Source organism: Streptomyces sp. NPDC040718 (assembly GCF_055593565.1).
Genome location: NZ_JBVIXO010000004.1, coordinates 93,125 through 113,192, shown reverse-complemented (window position 1 = coordinate 113,192; position 20,068 = coordinate 93,125). Strand labels below are relative to the sequence as shown.

Annotated in this window: 22 protein-coding genes; 15 read left to right on the top strand and 7 right to left on the bottom strand. The window is 72.1% G+C overall.

What is annotated here, in order from left to right; translation table 11 throughout:
• The first annotated feature begins 10 nt into the window (after positions 1 to 10).
• Both ACZ597_RS12045 and ACZ597_RS12040 read left to right on the top strand, forming a co-directional pair.
• Complete coding sequence (locus ACZ597_RS12045; protein WP_471328166.1) at positions 11 to 388, top strand: hypothetical protein; 378 nt, start codon at positions 11 to 13, stop codon at positions 386 to 388.
• 121 nt (positions 389 to 509) lie between these two features.
• On the top strand, positions 510 to 1,604 hold the full coding sequence (locus ACZ597_RS12040; RefSeq protein ID WP_471328164.1) for an amidohydrolase family protein: 1,095 nt from the start codon (positions 510 to 512) through the stop codon (positions 1,602 to 1,604).
• 29 nt (positions 1,605 to 1,633) lie between these two features.
• Here the strand turns inward: ACZ597_RS12040 and ACZ597_RS12035 are convergent, their stop codons facing one another.
• The 4 genes from ACZ597_RS12035 to ACZ597_RS12020 form a co-directional block, all read right to left on the bottom strand.
• Complete coding sequence (locus ACZ597_RS12035) at positions 1,634 to 2,623, bottom strand: COX15/CtaA family protein (RefSeq protein ID WP_471328162.1); 990 nt, start codon at positions 2,621 to 2,623, stop codon at positions 1,634 to 1,636.
• A gap of 4 nt (positions 2,624 to 2,627) precedes the next feature.
• Entirely contained in the window at positions 2,628 to 3,764 is a 1,137-nt protein-coding gene (locus ACZ597_RS12030) for a hypothetical protein (RefSeq protein ID WP_471328161.1), read from the bottom strand.
• Between the two features lie 111 nt (positions 3,765 to 3,875).
• Entirely contained in the window at positions 3,876 to 4,643 is a 768-nt protein-coding gene (locus ACZ597_RS12025) for an ABC transporter permease (RefSeq protein WP_471328159.1), read from the bottom strand.
• An 88-nt stretch (positions 4,644 to 4,731) separates the two neighbouring features.
• Positions 4,732 to 5,658 (bottom strand): ABC transporter ATP-binding protein, encoded by a 927-nt coding sequence (locus tag ACZ597_RS12020; protein WP_471328157.1) that lies wholly within the window; start codon positions 5,656 to 5,658, stop codon positions 4,732 to 4,734.
• A gap of 261 nt (positions 5,659 to 5,919) precedes the next feature.
• Here ACZ597_RS12020 and ACZ597_RS12015 point away from each other — a divergent pair, with 261 nt between their 5' ends.
• The 9 genes from ACZ597_RS12015 (at position 5,920) to ACZ597_RS11975 (ending at position 14,045) form a co-directional block, all read left to right on the top strand.
• Entirely contained in the window at positions 5,920 to 6,657 is a 738-nt protein-coding gene (locus ACZ597_RS12015) for a helix-turn-helix transcriptional regulator (protein WP_471328864.1), read from the top strand.
• On the top strand, positions 6,654 to 8,069 hold the full coding sequence (gene sufB, locus ACZ597_RS12010) for a Fe-S cluster assembly protein SufB (protein ID WP_471328155.1): 1,416 nt from the start codon (positions 6,654 to 6,656) through the stop codon (positions 8,067 to 8,069). The genes ACZ597_RS12015 and sufB overlap by 4 nt, the downstream gene beginning before the upstream one ends.
• An 83-nt stretch (positions 8,070 to 8,152) precedes the next feature.
• Positions 8,153 to 9,331, top strand: a complete 1,179-nt coding sequence (gene sufD, locus ACZ597_RS12005) for a Fe-S cluster assembly protein SufD (protein ID WP_469113056.1) — start codon at positions 8,153 to 8,155, stop codon at positions 9,329 to 9,331.
• Positions 9,331 to 9,648, top strand: a complete 318-nt coding sequence (locus ACZ597_RS12000; protein ID WP_042820167.1) for a bifunctional 3-phenylpropionate/cinnamic acid dioxygenase ferredoxin subunit — start codon at positions 9,331 to 9,333, stop codon at positions 9,646 to 9,648. Before sufD ends, ACZ597_RS12000 begins: the two co-directional genes overlap by 1 nt.
• A gap of 7 nt (positions 9,649 to 9,655) precedes the next feature.
• A complete protein-coding gene (gene sufC / locus ACZ597_RS11995; protein ID WP_030846240.1) occupies positions 9,656 to 10,420 on the top strand; it encodes a Fe-S cluster assembly ATPase SufC in 765 nt (254 codons plus the stop codon).
• Positions 10,417 to 11,673, top strand: a complete 1,257-nt coding sequence (locus ACZ597_RS11990) for a cysteine desulfurase (RefSeq protein ID WP_471328153.1) — start codon at positions 10,417 to 10,419, stop codon at positions 11,671 to 11,673. The genes sufC and ACZ597_RS11990 overlap by 4 nt, the downstream gene beginning before the upstream one ends.
• A 22-nt stretch (positions 11,674 to 11,695) precedes the next feature.
• Complete coding sequence (sufU, locus tag ACZ597_RS11985) at positions 11,696 to 12,157, top strand: Fe-S cluster assembly sulfur transfer protein SufU (RefSeq protein WP_471328151.1); 462 nt, start codon at positions 11,696 to 11,698, stop codon at positions 12,155 to 12,157.
• Positions 12,154 to 12,498 carry a metal-sulfur cluster assembly factor gene (locus tag ACZ597_RS11980; RefSeq protein WP_007263433.1) on the top strand — a complete coding sequence of 115 codons (345 nt, stop codon included), beginning with the start codon at positions 12,154 to 12,156 and terminating at the stop codon, positions 12,496 to 12,498. Before sufU ends, ACZ597_RS11980 begins: the two co-directional genes overlap by 4 nt.
• Positions 12,499 to 12,737: 239 nt before the next feature.
• On the top strand, positions 12,738 to 14,045 hold the full coding sequence (locus ACZ597_RS11975) for a hypothetical protein (RefSeq protein WP_471328862.1): 1,308 nt from the start codon (positions 12,738 to 12,740) through the stop codon (positions 14,043 to 14,045).
• Here ACZ597_RS11975 and ACZ597_RS11970 read toward each other — a convergent pair.
• Complete coding sequence (locus ACZ597_RS11970) at positions 14,032 to 14,886, bottom strand: hypothetical protein (RefSeq protein ID WP_471328148.1); 855 nt, start codon at positions 14,884 to 14,886, stop codon at positions 14,032 to 14,034. The genes ACZ597_RS11975 and ACZ597_RS11970 overlap by 14 nt on opposite strands.
• A 106-nt stretch (positions 14,887 to 14,992) precedes the next feature.
• On the opposite strand from ACZ597_RS11970, the gene ACZ597_RS11965 reads away from it, so the two are divergent.
• The gene (locus tag ACZ597_RS11965; protein ID WP_471328146.1) at positions 14,993 to 15,316 is read left to right on the top strand and encodes a DMT family transporter; all 324 of its coding nucleotides are present in this window, start codon (positions 14,993 to 14,995) and stop codon (positions 15,314 to 15,316) included.
• Positions 15,316 to 15,852, top strand: a complete 537-nt coding sequence (locus ACZ597_RS11960; protein WP_471328144.1) for a TetR/AcrR family transcriptional regulator — start codon at positions 15,316 to 15,318, stop codon at positions 15,850 to 15,852. The genes ACZ597_RS11965 and ACZ597_RS11960 overlap by 1 nt, the downstream gene beginning before the upstream one ends.
• On the opposite strand, the gene ACZ597_RS11955 is transcribed toward ACZ597_RS11960, so the two are convergent.
• On the bottom strand, positions 15,849 to 16,697 hold the full coding sequence (locus ACZ597_RS11955; protein WP_471328142.1) for a hypothetical protein: 849 nt from the start codon (positions 16,695 to 16,697) through the stop codon (positions 15,849 to 15,851). The genes ACZ597_RS11960 and ACZ597_RS11955 overlap by 4 nt on opposite strands.
• A 116-nt stretch (positions 16,698 to 16,813) precedes the next feature.
• On the bottom strand, positions 16,814 to 17,689 hold the full coding sequence (locus ACZ597_RS11950; protein WP_471328140.1) for a winged helix-turn-helix transcriptional regulator: 876 nt from the start codon (positions 17,687 to 17,689) through the stop codon (positions 16,814 to 16,816).
• Positions 17,690 to 17,786: 97 nt separating this feature from the next.
• Here ACZ597_RS11950 and ACZ597_RS11945 point away from each other — a divergent pair, with 97 nt between their 5' ends.
• Both ACZ597_RS11945 and dapD read left to right on the top strand, forming a co-directional pair.
• The gene (locus ACZ597_RS11945; protein WP_471328860.1) at positions 17,787 to 19,016 is read left to right on the top strand and encodes an MFS transporter; all 1,230 of its coding nucleotides are present in this window, start codon (positions 17,787 to 17,789) and stop codon (positions 19,014 to 19,016) included.
• Positions 19,017 to 19,025: 9 nt separating this feature from the next.
• Positions 19,026 to 20,006, top strand: a complete 981-nt coding sequence (dapD, locus tag ACZ597_RS11940; RefSeq protein ID WP_471328138.1) for a 2,3,4,5-tetrahydropyridine-2,6-dicarboxylate N-succinyltransferase — start codon at positions 19,026 to 19,028, stop codon at positions 20,004 to 20,006.
• Positions 20,007 to 20,068 lie beyond the last annotated feature (62 nt).

Sequence of the window (20,068 nt, the reverse complement as noted above, 5' to 3'; positions counted from 1 at the left end):
CGCCGGTAGCATGCCGTCCATGGCAGAGACCGCAGACACCGCAGACACCTCCGGGGCCGCAGCGCCCGCGGACAAGAAGCACAGCCGCACGGCCGCGAAGCTGGCCCGGCAGATCGGCGCGTTCGCCAAGAAGCACGGCGGCGCCGAGGGCCAGCTCGCGCACATCGGCCAGGCCGGCACCCGCATCGTGCTCGTGGGCACCGACGGCGGCTGGGGCGACCTGGTGGCCCCCACGTACGCCGTGGCCCAGCTCGCCGCCGAACAGGCCGGGCTGACCCTCCACGAGGAGTTCGACGGGGAGTTCGCCGCCCGGGTGAAGACCGGCCCGTACGAGTGGACGCGGATGGCCGGAATCCAGATCGGCGGCCCCGCCAACCCGGCCGCCTGAATCCCCGGCCGCCCAATCCACAGAACGCGGGTCGGTCAACAGAGCGGGCAATACTTCACACCCCGCTCACCCGTTAGGACGTGTGGAAGCCGCTTCCCCACGTCCGCAACGGGATGACCGGATGATCGAAACGCCGCCCCTGGTGGACCAGCACTGCCGCGGGGTGTTCCGCACGGAGCTGGGCATCGCCACGTTCGAGGCCCAGCTGATCCGCTCGGCCGGCCCGCCCGCCCCGGGCACCACCTCCTTCGACACCCAGACCGGCTTCGCCGTGCGCCGCTGGTGCCCGCCCCTGCTCGGCCTGGAGCCGCACTGCCCGCCCGCCCGGTACCTGGCCCGGCGCCGCGAGCTCGGCGCCGCGGAGAGCACCAGACGGCTGCTGCGGGGCTCGGGGACGGGCACGTACCTCGTCGACACGGGAGCCCCCGGGGACCTCACCGGACCCAAGGAGCTGGCCCTCGCCGGGGACGCGGAGACCTTCGAGGTGGCCCGGCTGGAGTTACTGGCCGAGCAGGCCGCCGACACCTCCGGGACCGTCGCCGCCTTCCTCGCCAACCTCGCCGGAGCCGTCCACCACGCCGCCGCCGGAGCCGCCGGCTTCGCCTGCGGGGCCCGCACCGGCAGCGCGGCCGCCCTGGCCGGCGCCCCGGAACCGCCCGGGCCCGGGGAGGTCCGGGCGGCGGCCGGACGCTGGCTGGCCGGGCGCACCAGGGGAGGGGAGCTGCGGGACCCCGTGCTCGTGCGGCACCTCGTCTGGAGCGCGGTGGCCTCCGGGCTGCCGCTCCAGCTGCACACCGGCGGTGCCGACCCGGAGCCGCTCGCCGGGTTCGTACGGGCCACCGCGGGCCTGGGCGCGCGGCTGGTGCTGAGCGGCGGCTACCCGTACCACCGGCAGGCGGCCCGGCTGGCGGCTGAGTACCCGCACGTCCACGCCGACCTCGGCCCGGCACTCGCACGCACGGGGGCGCGGGCCGCCGCCGTACTGGCGGAGCTGCTGGAACTCGCGCCCTTCGGCAAGCTGCTCTTCTCCAGCGGCGGGCGGAACCTCCCCGAGCTGCACGCGGTCGGCGCCCTGGTGTTCCGCGAGGCGCTCGGCCGGGTCCTGGGGGGCTGGGTCGCCGAGGGCGCCTGGTCATGGCAGGACGCGCAGCGCGTCGCCGGAATGCTCGCGGCCGGCAACGCCCGGCGCGTCTACCGGCTCGACGAGCGCGGTTGACGGCGCCGGGCGTCGCCGGCCGGGCGGCGTCAGACCGCCGAGAGCTGCTCCTCGTCCCGCGCCGGGGCCTCCACCGGGTCCGCGGAGCGCTCGCGCAGGCTCAGGGCCAGGCGCAGCACCGAGATCCACACCAGGCAGGAGCCCAGCATGTGCAGGGCGACCAGGACCTCGGGCAGCTTCGTGAAGAACTGGACGTAGCCGATCGCGCCCTGGGCGAGCAGCACCACCAGCAGGTCGCGGGCGCGCGCCCGGGTGTCGGCGGGGGCGTCCACCACCCGCAGCACCAGCCACATCGCGACGGCGAGCGCGCAGACCAGCCAGGCGGCGATCGCGTGCACGTGGGCGGTGGCCGCCCAGTCGAACGGCATCCGCTTGATCTCGCTCTTGTCGCCGGCGTGCGGACCGGAGCCCGTCACGACAGTGCCCGCCGCGATCAGCACCAGGGTGGTGGCGATCAGCGCCCACGACAGCTTGCGCACGGGCCCGGGCACGCGCGGCCGGGGGGCGCCGTCACCCTCGCGGGTGCGCTGCCAGGAGACGGTGGTGACGGCGATCAGGCCGGTGGCGAGCAGGAAGTGACCGGCGACGCTGTACGGGTTGAGCCCGGTCCGGACGGTGATGCCGCCGAGGACCGCGTTTCCCATCACCAGGGCGAACTGGATCCAGCCGAGCTTCGTCAGCGAGTGCCGCCACGGCTTCGCCGCGCGTGCCGCGAGGATGAACCAGCCGACGGCCGCGCTGAGCACGTACGTCAGCATCCGGTTGCCGAACTCGATGGCTCCGTGGAAGCCCTGGGCCTGGGTGACGACCAGGCTGTCGTCGGTGCACTTGGGCCAGGTGTCGCAGCCGAGACCGGATCCGGTCAGCCGCACCGCGCCGCCGGTGACGATGATGGCCACGCTCATCAGGAGCGCGGCGGACGCGGCCCGCCGGACGATCCGGGGTGACGGTGTCCAGCGGTCGGCGATGTATGCGAATGGGTTCAACACGGCGCCTATCGTATGCGGCGCCTTGTGCAAAGTTTCACGAGGGGGTCCCGGCGGGGGCGTCGGGCCCGAACGTCGAGCGGAACCTGGCCCCCGCCGGGTCCCCCTCCTCGTGCCACCACACGAGCACCCGCCACAGGCCGCCCCCACCGGGGTGGAGCGGCGACCCGGCGAACCCCCGCACCAGGTCGGCCCCCACCTCCTCGGCGGTCAGCCCCCGCACCTGCGCCGACCCCTGCCACGGATCCGGCTGTACGTTCCACAGCCCGTCGGCGCCCCGCACCTCGACCCGCCACACCGCGAGCCACGGGGTCACCTCCAGCATCGTGGCCACCTGCTCGGCGTCCAGCCCCAGCCGGCCCCCGATCACCGCCTCGGGCACGCCCTGGATCCGGGCCGCCACCACCGCCTGCGGGAGCAGCCGCTCGGGCAGCAGCCCATCGGCCCGGAGCCCCGCCAGCGCGTCGAAGCCCAGGAAGCGCAGCCGCAGCTCCAGCTGGCGGCCGATGTGGTCGAGGGCCTCCTCGGCCTCCTGCGCTGCCTCCGGCGCGGGGCCGGCGAGCAGCAGCCGGCGGAACCCGGCCTCGGCGTCCACCGCCCAGGCGACCGCCTGCGTCGTGGAGCCCAGCTCCGCGAGACGGTCGGCGAGGAACACCTTGGCCTGCGCGAGCCCCCGCCGGTTGACCGGGTCCTCCTGGTCCAGCCCGGCCCAGACGTCGACGGCGGCCCGCGTCACGTCACGGGCGCGCTCGCCGGCCGCCCGCTCCATCGCACCCGGGCCGCTCTCGCCGCCCCGCCCCAGCGGATGCCGCGGCAGCCGGGCACCGTCGCTCAGCGGCCACGCCAGCCAGACCCCCTGGTTGATCAGCCCCCGGGCGTACCAGCGGGCGTACTCCGGCGCGTGCGGCGCGGCCCGGCGCGCGTGGCCGAGCCCCTCCTCCACTGCGGCCAGCGCCCCGGCCCGGTCCCCGCCCCCGAACCGGCGTGCCGCGAGGTCGCCCAGGCGCAGCCCGAGCCGGGCGGCGCACTCGGGGTCGGTCTGCGCGGGCCCGCGCAGCGCGCCGATCAGCTCCCGCAGCAGCCGCTCGGCCTCTGCGGGACCGGCCGGTTCGGCCCCCGACCTGATCCGCGCCCACTGTTCGTCCAGCCGCAGAGCGGCCTCCCGCTGCGCCATGCCACGCCCCCCGGCGTTCCGATGTGCGGAGGCTGGTCATCCTCCAGCCGGGCCAACGATCCGGAGCGCCGATTCACTCCCGGAGCAGCGGCTCACGCCGGGTGGTCCGGCTCACTCCCAGCGGAACCACTTCGCGGCGGCGCCCAGCCCCAGGACCGCCCAGCCGCCCAGTACGGCCGCGTCGCCCCACGGCAGCCCGGCGCCGTCCCGCAGCACAGCGCGCAGCCCGTCGGACAGCGCCGAGATCGGGAGCAGGCCGAGCACGGACTGCACCGCCGCGGGGAACTTCTCCAGCGGCACGATCACCCCGCCGCCGACCAGCAGCAGCAGGAACACCAGGTTCGCCGCGGCCAGCGTCACCTCGGCCTTGAGGGTGCCCGCCATCAGCAGCCCCAGCCCGGAGAACGCGGCCGTGCCGAGCAGGAGCAGCAGCGCGACGGACAGCGGGTTGCCGTGCGGGGACCAGCCCAGCGCGAGGGCGATCACCGTCAGCAGGGCCACCTGGAGCACCTCGGTGACCAGCACCGACAGGGTCTTGGCGGCCATCAGTGCCCAGCGCGGCAGCGGGGAGGCCCCGAGCCGCTTGAGCACGCCGTAGCGGCGGTCGAAGCCGGTGGCGATGGCCTGGCCGGTGAAGGCGGTGGACATCACGGCGAGCGCGAGGACGCCGGGCGCGAGGAAGTCGACGGCCTTCCCCTCTCCTGTGTCGACGATGTCGACGGCGGAGAAGAGGGTCAGCAGCAGCGCCGGGATGATCACGGTCAGCAGCAGCTGCTCCCCGTTGCGCAGCAGCATCCGGGTCTCCAGCACGGTCTGCGCCCAGATCATCCGGGACACCGGCGCGGCCCCCGGCCGGGGGGTGAACGTACCGGCGCTCATGCGCGCAGCTCCTTACCGGTCAGCTCCAGGCTGTGCCTTCCCGGGGGGCAACCCCCGGACCCCCGGCAAGGGGCGGTGGCGGTCGGCATCATGCGCGCAGCTCCTTACCGGTCAGCTCCAGGAAAACGTCTTCGAGGGTGTGCCGCTCCACCGAGAGGCTGTCGGGCATGACCCCGTGCTGGGCGCACCAGGAGGCGACGGTGGCCAGCAGCTGCGGGTCCACGTCACCGGTGACCCGGTAGGCGCCCGGGGTGAGCTCGGCGGCCTGGGTGCCGTCGGGCAGGGCCTTCAGCAGGGAGGCGAGGTCGAGGGAGGGGCGGCCGGTGAAGCGCAGGGTGTTCTCGGCGCCGCCCCGGCACAGCTGCTCGGGGCTGCCGTGCGCGATGACCTTGCCGGCGTCCACGATGGCGACCTCGTCGGAGAGCTGCTCGGCCTCGTCCATGTGGTGGGTGGTGAGGACGACGGTGACGCCGTCGGCGCGCAGTTCGCGTACCAGGTCCCAGGTCGCGCGGCGGGCCTGCGGGTCGAGGCCGGCCGTGGGCTCGTCCAGGAAGACCAGCTCGGGGCGGCCGACGACGGCCATGGCCAGGGCGAGCCGCTGCTGCTGGCCGCCGGAGAGCCGGCGGTAGGCGGTGCGGCCGCAGCCGCCGAGGCCGAGGCGTTCCACGAGGGTGTCCACGTCGAGGGGGTCGGCGTGCAGCTCCGCCATGTGGCGCAGCATCTCCACGGCGCGGGCGCCGGAGTAGACCCCGCCGGACTGGAGCATCACGCCGACGCGCGGGCGCAGCCGCTCGGCCTGGGCGACCGGGTCGAGGCCGAGGACGCGGACGGTGCCGGCGTCGGGGCGGTGGTAGCCCTCGCAGGTTTCCACGGTGGTGGTCTTGCCCGCGCCGTTGGGGCCGAGGACCGCGGTGACGGAGCCGCGCGGGACGGTGAGGTCCAGGCCGTCCACCGCCGTTTTGGGGCCGTACCGCTTCACCAGTCCGCGGATTTCCACGGCGGGGTCGTTGCTCATGGTGACTGAGTCTACGGAGCCCGGGAAGAGGGCCTCGGCCCCGGGGTGGACGGGCCGGGAAAGGCGGAATCGATTCGAACACCGTGCCGTGGACACGGCTGCTTCCGGTGGGAATGGAAGCGGAATTCCATCTACCGATTAACTCTCCGTAGATAAATAAGGTAACCCTTAGTGATGGACGCCACCGGGCGTGGCGTCCGTCACGGCTTGTCGGGGCTCGCTTAATTACGCAACAATGGCGTTGTGAAAAACGGCGAACGGATGAGCGAGGCCCCCCAGGGGGAGCTCGCGACCGGGGAGCGGTCAACCCGCAACCGGGTCGCGAGGTCCATCCTGGACCACGGCCCCTCCACCGTCGCCGACCTCGCGCAGCGTCTGGGCCTCACTCAGGCCGCCGTGCGCCGCCACCTCGACACGCTCGTCGCCGATGACGTGGTCGAACCCCGTGAGCAGCGTGTGTACGGCGCACGCACCCGGGGCCGGCCCGCCAAGGTCTTCGCGCTCACCGACTGCGGCCGTGACGCCTTCGACCAGTCCTACGACACCCTCGCCGCGGACGCCCTGCGCTGGATCGCGCAGTCCGTCGGCGGGGGCGAGAAGGGCGAGGCGGCCGTCGCCGCCTTCGCGAGGGCGCGGATGGAGACACAGGCGCGGGCCTACCGGGAAGCCGTGGAGGCGGCCGCCCCCGCGGCCCGCACCGAGGCCCTTGCCAAGGCGTTGACCGCGGACGGGTACGCTGCTACGGCGAAGAGCGCTCCCGGTCCGCACAGCGGTGAACAGCTCTGTCAGCACCACTGCCCGGTCGCACACGTCGCCGAGCAGTTCCCGCAGCTCTGCGAGGCGGAGACCGAGGTCTTCTCCCGCCTGCTCGGGACGCATGTGCAGCGCCTCGCCACGATCGCCCACGGCGACGGGGTGTGCACCACGTTCATTCCGCGAAGCGCCACACAGACCGACACATCAGTATCTGCAAGTACGGCCGGGAGGAACCCCGCATGACCACGGAGACTGCTCACCCTGAGCTCGATGGCCTCGGCACCTACGAATACGGCTGGGCCGACTCCGACGCGGCGGGCGCCGCTGCCAAGCGGGGCCTGTCCGAGGACGTCGTCCGAGACATCTCGGCGAAGAAGTCCGAGCCGGAGTGGATGCTGAACCTCCGCCTCAAGGGCCTCAAGCTGTTCGGCAAGAAGCCCATGCCCAACTGGGGTTCCGACCTCTCCGGCATCGACTTCGACAACATCAAGTACTTCGTGCGCTCCACCGAGAAGCAGGCCGCTTCCTGGGAGGACCTGCCCGAGGACATCAAGAACACCTACGACAAGCTCGGCATCCCGGAGGCGGAGAAGCAGCGCCTCGTCGCCGGTGTCGCGGCCCAGTACGAGTCCGAGGTCGTCTACCACCAGATCCGCGAGGACCTGGAGGAGCAGGGCGTCATCTTCCTCGACACGGACACCGCGCTCAAGGAGCACCCGGAGCTCTTCCAGGAGTACTTCGGCACGGTCATCCCGGTCGGCGACAACAAGTTCGCGTCGCTGAACACCGCCGTGTGGTCGGGCGGCTCGTTCATCTACGTCCCCAAGGGCGTCCACGTGGACATCCCGCTCCAGGCCTACTTCCGCATCAACACGGAGAACATGGGCCAGTTCGAGCGGACGCTGATCATCGTCGACGAGGACGCCTACGTCCACTACGTCGAGGGCTGCACCGCCCCGATCTACTCCTCGGACTCGCTGCACAGCGCCGTGGTCGAGATCATCGTGAAGAAGGGCGGCCGCTGCCGCTACACGACCATCCAGAACTGGTCGAACAACGTCTACAACCTGGTCACCAAGCGCGCCGTGGCGTACGAGGGCGCGACCATGGAGTGGATCGACGGCAACATCGGTTCCAAGGTCACCATGAAGTACCCGGCCGTCTACCTGATGGGCGAGCACGCCAAGGGCGAGACCCTGTCCATCGCCTTCGCGGGCGAGGGCCAGCACCAGGACGCCGGCTCCAAGATGGTCCACATGGCGCCGAACACCTCCTCCAACATCGTCTCCAAGTCGGTGGCGCGAGGCGGCGGCCGCACCTCCTACCGCGGTCTGGTCGAGATCGGCGAGGGCGCCGCGGGCTCCAAGTCCAACGTGCTGTGCGACGCGCTCCTGGTGGACACCATCTCCCGCTCGGACACCTACCCCTACGTGGACGTCCGCGAGGACGACGTGACGATGGGCCACGAGGCCACCGTCTCCAAGGTCTCCGACGACCAGCTCTTCTACCTGATGCAGCGCGGGCTCACCGAGTTCGAGGCCATGGCCATGATCGTGCGCGGCTTCGTCGAGCCGATCGCGAAGGAGCTGCCGATGGAGTACGCGCTGGAGCTCAACCGGCTCATCGAGCTGCAGATGGAGGGCTCGGTCGGCTAGTCCCGACGGCGGCCGGCTCACCCCGGCCGCCCCCGCCCCGCAGCACATTCGTCACACGTATGGAAGAGAGCAAGACGACAGCCATGGCTGAGGCTCAGAACATTCCGGCGGGCTCCACCACCGCCGGCGCGATCGCGGTGGCCGCCGAGTCCACCGTCGCCACCCGGATGAGCGCGCCCCCGTCCTTCGACGTGGCCGACTTCCCCGTTCCGCACGGCCGCGAGGAGGAATGGCGGTTCACCCCGCTGGCCCGCCTCAAGGGCCTGCACGACGGCACCGCGGTCGCCAACGGCACCATGAAGGCCCAGATCGACGCCCCCGAGGGCGTGACGGTCGAGTCCGTCGAGCGCGGCGACGAGCGGATCGGCAAGGCCGGCACCCCCGTCGACCGGGTCTCCGCGCAGGCCTTCTCCTCGTTCGCCAAGGCCACGGTCGTCACCGTGCCCAAGGAGACCGTGCTCGCCGAGCCCATCCGGGTCGCGCTCCACGGTGAGGGCGGCACGACCTTCGGGCACACCGTCTTCGACATCAAGCCCTTCGCCGAGGCGATCATCGTGATCGACCACACCGGCGACGGCGTCCGCGCGGCCAACGTCGACATCCTCGTCGGCGACGGCGCCAAGGTGACCTTCGTGTCCGTCCAGGACTGGGACGACACCGCGGTCCACACCTCGCAGCACAACGCCCTCGTCGGCCGCGACGCCAGCTTCAAGTCCGTCGTCGTGACCTTCGGCGGCGACCTGGTCCGCCTGCACCCGCGCGTCAGCTACGCCGGCCCCGGCGGCGAGGCCGAGATGCTCGGCGTGTACTTCACGGACGCGGGCCAGCACCAGGAGCACCGCCTCCTGGTCACGCACGACGCCCCGCACTGCAAGTCCAACGTGGTCTACAAGGGCGCGCTCCAGGGCCAGGACGCCCACGCCGTCTGGATCGGTGACGTGCTCATCGAGAAGACCGCCGAGGGCACCGACACCTACGAGATGAACCGCAACCTCGTCCTGACGGACGGCGCGCGCGTCGACTCGGTGCCGAACCTGGAGATCGAGACCGGCGAGATCGTCGGAGCCGGCCACGCCTCCGCGACCGGCCGCTTCGACGACGAGCAGCTCTTCTACCTCCAGGCCCGCGGCATCCCGGCCGACGAGGCCCGCCGCCTGGTCGTGCGCGGCTTCTTCGCCGAGCTCGTCCAGCAGATCGGTGTCGCGGACATCGAGGAGCGCCTCATCGCGAAGATCGAGGCCGAGCTGGCGGCGGCCGTCTGATGACGTACGTCAAGGCCTGTGCGCTGAGCGAGCTGGAGGAGAACACCCCCAAGCGGGTGGAACTCGACGGCACGCCGGTGTCCATCGTCTCCACCGAGGGGGAGGTGTTCGCGATCAACGACATCTGCTCGCACGCGAACGTCTCGCTCTCGGAGGGTGAGGTCGAGGACTGCATGATCGAGTGCTGGCTGCACGGGTCGGCCTTCGACCTGCGCACCGGCAAGCCCTCCGGTCTGCCCGCGACGCGCCCCGTCCCCGTTTATCCCGTAAAGATCGAAGGGGACGACGTGCTCGTCTCCCTCACCCAGGAGTCCTGAGGTACCCATGGCAACGCTTGAAATCCACGACCTGCACGTCTCCGTCGAGGCCGAGAACGGCGCCCGCGAGATCCTCAAGGGTGTCGACCTGACGGTCAAGCAGGGTGAGACGCACGCCATCATGGGCCCCAACGGCTCCGGCAAGTCCACCCTGGCGTACTCCCTCGCCGGTCACCCGAAGTACACCATCACCGGTGGCACCGTGACCCTCGACGGCGAAGACGTCCTGGAGATGTCCGTCGACGAGCGCGCCCGCGCCGGCGTCTTCCTCGCCATGCAGTACCCGGTCGAGGTCCCCGGCGTCTCGGTCTCCAACTTCCTGCGCACCTCCGCCACCGCCATCCGCGGCGAGGCCCCCAAGCTGCGCACCTGGGTGAAGGAGGTCAAGTCCGCGATGGAGCAGCTCCAGATGGACCCGGCCTTCGCCGAGCGCAACGTCAACGAGGGCTTCTCCGGCGGTGAGAAGAAGCGCCACGAGATCCTCCAGCTGGAGCTCCTCAAGCCGAAGATCGCGATCCTCGACGAGACGGACTCCGGTCTGGACGTCGACGCCCTGCGCATCGTCTCCGAGGGCGTCAACCGCGTCCGCGAGACCGGTGAGGTCGGCACCCTGCTGATCACCCACTACACGCGCATCCTGCGCTACATCAAGCCCGACTTCGTCCACGTGTTCGCGAACGGCCGCATCGCCGAGTCCGGCGGCGCCGAGCTCGCCGACCAGCTGGAGAACGAGGGCTACGACAAGTACGTGAAGGGTGGCGCGACCGCGTGACACAGCTGCCTGGCCTCCTCGACATCGAGGCGATCCGCAAGGACTTCCCCCTGCTGGATCGTGTGGTCCACGACGGGAAGAAGATCGTTTACCTGGACAACGCGGCGACCTCGCAGAAGCCGCGCCAGGTGCTCGACGCACTCAACGCGTACTACGAGCGGCACAACGCCAACGTCCACCGTGGCGTGCACGTGCTCGCCGAGGAGGCCACGGCACTGTACGAGGGCGCCCGCGACAAGGTCGCCGCCTTCATCAACGCGCCGAGCCGCGACGAGGTGATCTTCACCAAGAACGCCTCGGAGTCGCTCAACCTGGTCGCGAACATGCTCGGCTGGGCGGACGAGCCCTACCGGGTCGACCGCGAGACCGAGATCGCCATCACGGAGATGGAGCACCACTCCAACATCGTCCCGTGGCAGCTGCTCTCGCAGCGCACCGGCGCGAAGCTGAAGTGGTTCGGCCTCACCGACGACGGCCGGCTCGACCTGTCCAACATCGAAGAGGTCATCACGGAGAAGACGAAGATCGTCTCCTTCACGCTGGTCTCCAACATCCTGGGCACGGTCAACCCGGTCGAGGCGATCGTCCGGCGCGCGCAGGAGGTCGGCGCGCTGGTGCTGATCGACGCCTCGCAGGCCGCTCCGCACATGCCCCTGGACGTCCAGGCCCTCGGCGCCGACTTCGTGGCCTTCACCGGCCACAAGATGTGCGGCCCGACCGGCATCGGCGTCCTGTGGGGCCGCCAGGAGCTCCTGGAGGACCTGCCCCCGTTCCTCGGCGGCGGCGAGATGATCGAGACCGTCTCGATGCACTCCTCCACGTACGCACCTGCGCCCCACAAGTTCGAGGCCGGTACGCCCCCGATCGCCCAGGCCGTCGGCCTCGGCGCGGCCGTGGACTACCTGACCTCGATCGGCATGGAGAACATCGCCGCCCACGAGCACGCGATCACCGAGTACGCGGTCAAGCGCCTCCTGGAGGTGCCCGACCTGCGGATCATCGGCCCGACCACGGCCGAGGACCGCGGCGCCGCGATCTCCTTCACGCTCGGTGACATCCACCCGCACGACGTGGGTCAGGTGCTGGACGAGCAGGGCATCGCGGTCCGCGTGGGACACCACTGCGCGCGCCCCGTGTGCCTCCGGTACGGAATTCCCGCGACCACGCGAGCGTCTTTCTACCTGTACTCCTCTCCCGCCGAGGTCGACGCGCTGATCGACGGGCTGGAGCACGTACGGAACTTCTTCGGCTGACGAAGGCGACGAGGACGAGGCTGTGAAGCTGGATTCGATGTACCAGGAACTGATCCTGGACCACTACAAGCACCCGCACGGGCGCGGCCTGCGCGACGGCGACGCCGAGGTGCACCACGTCAACCCGACGTGCGGCGACGAGATCACGCTCCGCGTGAAGTACGACGGGGAGACGCTCACCGACGTCTCCTACGAGGGCCAGGGCTGCTCCATCAGCCAGGCCAGCGCGTCCGTGCTGAACGAGCTGCTCGTCGGCAAGGAACTGGCCGAGGCGCAGAAGATCCAGGGCGTGTTCCTGGAGATGATGCAGTCCAAGGGCAAGCTGGAGCCCGACGAGGCCATGGAGGAGGTGCTGGAGGACGCGGTCGCGTTCGTCGGCGTCTCCAAGTATCCGGCGCGCGTGAAGTGTGCTCTGCTGAGCTGGATGGCGTGGAAGGACGCGACCGCCCAGGTGCTGGGCGACGCGGAGAGGAAGACGGCATGACCGAGAACGCGACGCCCGAGGCGTCGATCAAGCCGGCCACCGAGGAGGAGGTCCGCGAGGCCCTCTACGACGTGGTCGACCCCGAGCTGGGCATCGACGTCGTCAACCTGGGCCTGATCTACGGCATCCACATCGACGACGCGAACATCGCCACCCTCGACATGACCCTGACCTCGGCGGCCTGCCCGCTGACGGACGTCATCGAGGACCAGGCGAAGTCGGCGACGGAGGGCATCGTCAACGAGCTCCGCATCAACTGGGTCTGGATGCCCCCGTGGGGCCCGGACAAGATCACGGATGACGGCCGTGAGCAGCTGCGCGCGCTCGGCTTCAACGTCTGAGCGACGCGTACGCGTGAGGCCCCCGGCACGGTCGTGCCGGGGGCCCTCCCTGTTCTCAGGGTTCTCCGGGGATTTTTCCGGGCCGACGCGTGACGTGCACCGGGAGTTGGCCACGGTGGCCGAACCTTCTCGACGGTCGTCACGGCGAGCGCCGTGAGGGAGAGGACGCCACCTTGAAGAAGCAGCTCGGCATCGCGGGTACCGCGGGCGCCGCCGCCCTGATCGTCGCCGCCACCGTCATGCCCGCGCACGCGGTCACCTACGGGACCCCGACCATCTCGCTCTCCGCCGCCTACCTGTCGGGATCCGTGAACGGGGCCGGCGACCAGACCGTCGACGTGACCGTCGGTCAGAGCGGTGCCGACGCCTCCGCCCTGACCGTCAGCGCCTCGGCCTCCAGCAAGGCCTCCGTCGCCGGCACCGGCGACGTCACGGTCACCGGCACCGGGGCGGTGCGCCGGCTGGCCGTCACCGCCCACGCCCGCGGCTACACCAACCTGACCATCAAGGTCACCGGGCTCGGCGGCAAGACCGCCACCAAGACGCTCTCCTACGCCGCCTCCGCCGCCGTCCAGAACCCGGCCGACGCCCGCTACTTCAGCGGCGCCTCGGACTCCTCGGCCGCCGTCGACGTGGGCGGCGGCTACACCGTGGTCGCCGACGACGAGAACAACGTGCTGCGCCTGTACGACCGTTCCCGTTCCGCCGCCCCCGTACGCACCTGGGACTTCAGCTCCCAGCTCGGCGTCACCAAGGAGGTGGACATCGAGGGTGCCACCCGGATCGGCAACACCGTCTACTGGACCGGCTCTCTCGGCAACAACAAGGACGGCGAGTACAAGGCGCCCCGCAACACGGTGTTCACCACCACCGTCAGCGGGTCCGGCGCGGGCACGCAGCTCGCGTACGGGCGCTCGTACAAGAAGCTCCGCGACGACCTCGTCGCCTGGGACACCGCGAACGGCAACCGCTACGGCTTCGCGGCGGGCACCGCGGCCGGCGAGGCGCCGAAGCAGATCGACGGGTTCAACGTGGAGGGCCTGGAGTTCGCGCCCGGTTCCACCAGCACCGCCTACCTGGGCTTCCGCGCCCCGCTGGCCCCGGCCGTGCCCGGAGGCAAGGCCCTGCTCGTGCCGGTCACCAACTTCGACCAGGTGCTGGCGAGCGGCGCCAAGGCGGCCTTCGGAGCGGGAGTCGAGCTCGACCTCGGCGGGCTGTCGGTGCGGGACGTCAGGAAGAACGCCGCCGACCAGTACCTGATCCTGGCCGGCTCCTGGGCGGCCGACGACAATTCCGACCCGTACGCCCTCTACCAGTGGGACGGCGTCCCCGGCCACGCCCCCGTCAAGCGGGCCGACCTGCCCACCGCCGACCCCGGCGGCTGGGAGGCCATCGTGGAGGTGCCGGACCTGAACGCCCCCGGGGTCCGGGTGCAGGTGGTCACCGACAGCGGCTCCGCCGACCTGTACGGCGACGGCACCGAGGCCAAGGACCTGACGCACCCGGAGTGGAAGAAGGCCCGCGCGGCCTGGTTCACCCTGAACTGACCGGGGGCCCGGCCGGCTCCGGATCCGTCGCGAGCGCCTCGGCGAGGTGCTCGCTCCGGATCCGCCGGTCCACGTACAGCAGCCCGGCGGGCAGCTGCGGGAAGGCCGGCAGCAGCACCATCGCCGACAGCGCCCCCGCCAGACCGAACCAGGCCTGGAGCGCGTATCCGGCCGTACAGGTGAACGCCACCGCCGGAGCCGTGACCCCGAGGGTCCGCCACCACGCGCCCCGCACCAGGCGCGCCGAGCGCCGCAGCGCCGCCACCGGCCCGAGCCCCTCGTACCCGGCGGCGGTGGGCGCCAGGGCGGACAGCACCCCGAGCCACAGGGCCACCGGGACCAGCGGCAGCAGCGCGAGCGCCGGCAGCCCGGCGGCCCCTGCCGCCACGATCGGGGCCGCCGCGGCGAACAGCGCCAGCAGCTGCGCACCGAGCACGACCGGAGTCCGGACCAGCGCCGCCCGCAGCAGCCCCGGCACGGTCACGGCGCGGCCGAGCACCGCCGGGCGCAGCAGCACCGCGATCAGGGCGGTGGCCAGGGCACAGGTGAACAGCAGGAACAGGGCCGCCGCCGGGAACAGCGTCCAGACGAAGACCCGGCTGCCGGAACTCCGGCTGAGGGAGGCCAGGGTGGCCGCGCCGGCCACCGCCGCGACCAGCAGGGCGGCCGTGAGCTGGCCGAGGAGCAGCGCGCCGCACAGCGCTCCGCCGTACCGGCGCAGGGTGGTGGCGGCACCCCCGAGGATCTCCCCGGGCCCCAGTGGCCGCAGCGGCACCACACCGGGCCGGGGCCGTCGCGGGGGCAGCCAGCCGCCGCCCGTGTGGGTCCAATGCTGCGCCATGAGCGGCCCCCCGTCCCCTGAGGGGGCCACCGTAGCCCCGATGCGCACGGGTGGGACCGGACATGCGCGTGTACATGTGTACGCATCGATGTGTACTGTTGTACACATGCCTTACGTACTGCTCGCCATGGCCATAGCCGCCGAGGTCGCCGGCACCACCGCCATGAAGTACAGCGACGGTTTCACGCGGCTGTGGCCCTCGCTCGGGACCCTGCTGGGCTACGCCATCGCCTTCACCCTGCTCGCCCGGACACTGAAGTCGATGTCGGTGGGCACCGCGTACGCGATCTGGGCCGGGGTCGGCACCGCGGCCATCGCCGCGATAGGGATGGTGTTCCTCGGGGAGGCCGCCAGCGCCGCGAAGATCGCCGGGATCGCGCTCGTCATCGGCGGCGTGGTGCTGCTGAACGTGGGCGGGGCGGCGCACTGATGGCCGCCGGAGCGCGCCGCTACGACCCCGGCCGCCGGCAGCGGATCATCGACGCCGCGATCCGGGTGGTGGGGGCCAAGGGGATCGCCGGGCTCAGCCACCGCAGCGCGGCGGCGGAGGCGGACGTGCCGCTGGGCTCGACCACCTACCACTTCCGGACCCTGGACGACCTGCTGGTGGCCGCCCTGCGGCAGGCCAACGAGGCCTGCGCGCCCGTGCTGGCGCTGCGCGAGGGCGAGGACCTGGCGGGGGCGCTTGCACGGCTGCTGGGGGAGCTCCTGGAGGGGAACCGGGGCCGGGCCGAGCTGGAGTACGAGCTGTACCTGGCCGCCCTGCGCCGGCCCGCGCTGCGGCCGGTCGCCGCCGAATGGTGCGAGGCGGTGGCCACGGCCCTGGCGGAGCACACCGACCCGGTCACGGCGCGGGCCCTGGTGGCGGTGATGGACGGCATCAGCCTCCAGGTCCTCCTGACGGGCACCCCGTACGAGGAGCCGTACACCCGCGAGGTCCTGTCCCGGGTGCTGCGGCCGGCCTAGACCGTTCGCGGGACCGCCTGGAAGGCGAACGAGGCTCCGTTGTCGCCGGTGTTCGTGTCGCCGGAGCCGGTGATCGACGCGTGGATGGTGCCGTTGCCGGTCGTCGTCACCGCGATCAGGAAGGGGATCTGGCCCTTCTCCCCGGCCTTGACGGTGCCGCCCGTGCAGCGGAAGCCGGAGGCTCCGGAGGGCGCGCAGGTGAAGCCGCTGAAGGCGCCGCTGTCCGGAGGCCGCCGCAGCTTCATCGGCCCGGTCGCCCAGACGTCGAGCACGACGCCGGTCGCGGCGGCGCCCTTGTTGGCGTACCCCACCCAGTAGTTCCGGTTGGTGCCCGACGGAGGGGCGGCCTCGCCGGTGATCGGGCCGACGGACAGGTCGGTCTGCGCGGTCTCGGGCTTCGCCGGGTCGGTGGGGCCGGCGCACACCTTGTTGGACTCCGCGGTGTCCGGATCCTCCAAGTCGTAGGCGTTGAGCGGGGAGTCCTCGTAGTGGACGGTCGCCCGGATCGTCGCGCAGTAGGCCACGCCCGGCTTGATGCCCTCGGCCGAGCGCGTGGCGACCCGGCCCGTACCCGGCACGTGCCCGGGTGCCGTGCGCACGATCTTGGTGTAGCCCGGGTTGTCCTTCTCGGTGAGGGTGATCGTGTACAGGGTGTCGGGTTCCGCGTTGTCGCGGAAGGTGAGATAGGCCGTCGGGGCGTCCAGCCGCAGGTTCAGCAGGGTCGGGGCCTTCGTGATCGGGTCGGCGGCCGTCGCCGGGACGGCCGTCGCCGTCGCCAGGCCGCAGGTCACGGCCACGGCGGCGGAGAAGCGCGCCAGCCGGCGCGGACGCTTCGCGGATGACATCGGACTCCCCGTTCCCTCGTGGTACTGGGACGTCCCCCACCCGTCTGATTCTCCGCCCCACCGGGAGGCGCGGCACCTCCAGCGGATCTACGGAGCGGGCGCCCCGACGGGAACCGTCAGCCGGTGCCGCGGACTGCTCCCAGGGCCGCCGCCACGCCCGCCTCGATGTCCGTGATCGGGTAGACCACCTCGCGCACCGTGCGCTCCCGGTCCACGACCAGCGTCAGCCGCTTGATCCGGCTCACCCCCGCCGCGCGGAACGTCGGCAGCCGCAGCGCCGTCACCAGGTCCAGTCCGGCGTCGGACAGCAGCGGGAACCGCAGCCGCTCCTGCTCCGCGAACTCCCGCTGCTCGTCCGGCCGCTGGGTGGAGACGCCGTGCACGGTGGCGCCGGCGGCGGTGAACTCGGCGAGCTGGTCGCGGAACGTGCACGATTCGAGCGTGCAGCCCTTCGCGCCCGGGATCCCGGCCCAGCCGGGCGGGTAGGACTCGGCCCGGGCGTACGCGCCGGGGAAGCAGTACAGGACGGTGAACGGGGTGTCCGCCACCGGGTCGCGGAGCTCGCCGAACCGGTCCGGCAGCAGCAGCTCCGGCAGCCGGGTGCCGCGCAGCGCGTGGACCCGTACGGCCTCCTTCGAGGACTCCTCGGTCGTCGCCGTCATCTCTCCCTCTCCCAGGACCCAGGTGTCTCCCCAGTCCTGGAGGGCCACCAGGACCGGCAGCAGCCCCCGCCCGCGCGGGGTCAGCCGGTACTCGTGCCGCACCGGGCGTTCCTGGTACGGCTCGCGCGTCAGCACCCCGGCCTCGACCAGCAGCTTCAGCCGCTCGGCGAGCACCTTCCGGGACACCCGCAGCTCGCGCTGGAGCTCCTCGAAGCGGTACAGGCCGCGCGCGGTGTCCCGCACGATCAGCAGCGTCCACCAGTCGCCCACGACGTCGAGGGCCTGGGCGATGGAGCAGTCCGCGTCGCCGAGGTGCGTGCGCTGGGCCATGGGAACTCCTTTTGTCCGTTGACCCAAGGCTGTCATGCTGACATAGTCCGTTCCCAAAAGGAACTGACCATGGACGGATGCGGGGGACACGGGTGTGCTGCAGGGGCTCAAGGACGTACCGAAGGTCGTGTGGCTGCTGGCTGCGGGGATCTTCGTCAACACCGTCGCAAGCTTCACCGTCGTCTTCGTCTTCCTCTACCTGACCGGTCCGCGCGGCCTCGGCGCCGCCCAGGCGGGCCTGATCGTCGGCGTCGGCGGCATCGGCCTGGTCGCCGGCAACTTCACCGGCGGCTGGTACGGCGACCGCTTCGGCCACCGCCGCGTGCTGCTCGCCGCCTCCGCCCTCGGCGGGCTCGCCCTCGTCGCCCTGCCGGCGGCCCCCACCGGCCTGCTGGCCCTTCTCCTGCCGCTCGCCCAGTACGCCTCCGGGGTGATCCGCGCCGCCAACTCCGCGCTGGTCGCCGTCACCGTGCCGGAAGGTTCCCGCCGCCAGGCCTTCGCCGTCACCCGCTGCCTGTCCAACGGCGGCTTCGCGGTGGGCGGTCCGTTGGGGGCGCTCATCGCGACCGGGCTCTCGTACGACTGGCTCTTCGTCACGGACGGCCTCGGCACCCTCTTCTTCGCCCTCTGGACCGCCCGGGTCGTTCCGGCCCGGGCCGCCACCACGCCCTCCGCGGCCCCGGACGGGGGTCTGGGCCGCGGAGGGCTGTGGCGGGAGCTGCGTGCACGGCCGGCCGTACTGGTCCTGCTCGGTGCGATCGTGGTCATCGACGTCGTCTACCGGCAGCACCTCACGACCTTCCCCGTCTACCTCGCCGACCACGGTCTGGACACCCGCGCGTACGGATGGCTCATCGCGATCAACTGCGGCGTCATCCTGCTCCTGGAGATCCCCGCCGCCCTCGCCCTGCGCCGGCGCTCCCCGCTGCACGTCATCGGCAGCGGGCTGGTGCTGGTGGGCGGCGGCTACGCGATGCTGACGCTCGGGGTCGGTACCGCGACGGCCGTCGCGATGATGCTGCTGCTCACCCTCGGGGAGATCCTCTACAAGACCACCGCCATGGCGTACGTCGCCGACGAGTCCCCCGAGCACGCCGTCGGCCGGTTCCAGAGCCTGTACGCGGGGGTCTCCATCAGTGGCTTCGTCCTCGCCGCGCCCCTCGGCGGGGCCTTGTACGACACCGCGCCCGAGCTGCTGTGGCCGCTGTGCGCGGCGCTCGGCGCGGCCGCCGGGGGGATCGTGCTCCTCACGGGTGTGCGGGGCGCGCGGCGACCCGCGAGACCGTCACATGAGACCGGTTCGCAGCCGGAGGCCGTCGCCGGTTAGGTTTCGGTCATGACTGCTACGCGTACCACCGGCGCCGTCGCCGCCGGACTTGCCACCATCACCGCCGACGGCACCGTCCTCGACACCTGGTTCCCCGCCCCCGAGCTCGCCGACGCGCCCGGCCCGGCCGGCACCGAGCGCCTCACCGCCGAGCAGGCCGTGGAGCTCCTCGGCGCCGCCGCGGCCAAGGCCATCCGCTCGGACGCGGTCCGCGGCGTCGAGGTCGTAGCCGTCCGCACCGTCATCTCCTCCCTGGAGGACAAGCCGCTGGACGCGCACGACGCGTACCTGCGCCTGCACCTGCTGAGCCACCGCCTGGTCAAGCCGCACGGCCAGAACCTGGACGGCGTCTTCGGCCTGCTGACCAACGTCGCCTGGACCTCCCTCGGCCCCGTCGCCGTCGACCAGGTCGAGACCGTCCGGCTGAACGCGCGCGCCGAGGGCCTGCACCTCCAGGTCACCTCGATCGACAAGTTCCCGCGCATGACCGACTACGTCGCCCCCAAGGGCGTGCGCATCGCCGACGCCGACCGCGTCCGCCTCGGCGCGCACCTCGCCGAGGGCACCACCGTCATGCACGAGGGCTTCGTCAACTTCAACGCCGGCACCCTCGGCACCTCCATGGTCGAGGGCCGCATCTCGGCCGGCGTCGTCGTCGGCGACGGCTCCGACATCGGCGGTGGCGCGTCCACCATGGGCACCCTCTCGGGCGGCGGCAAGCAGATCATCTCGATCGGCGAGCGCACCCTGGTCGGCGCCGAGGCGGGCATCGGCATCGCGCTGGGCAACGAGTGCGTCGTCGAGGCCGGCCTCTACGTCACCGCGGGCACCCGGGTGACCCTGCCGGACGGCCAGATCGTCAAGGCCCTGGAGCTCTCCGGCGCCGACAACATCCTCTTCCGCCGCAACTCGGTCACCGGCGCCGTCGAGGCCCGCCCGTACAAGGCGAACTGGGGCGGCCTCAACGAGGTCCTGCACAGCCACAACTGACGCCGCGCGGGCAGCGCCCGCCGCCGTCGCCACCGAGTGCCCTCCCGCCGGACGCGGGAGGG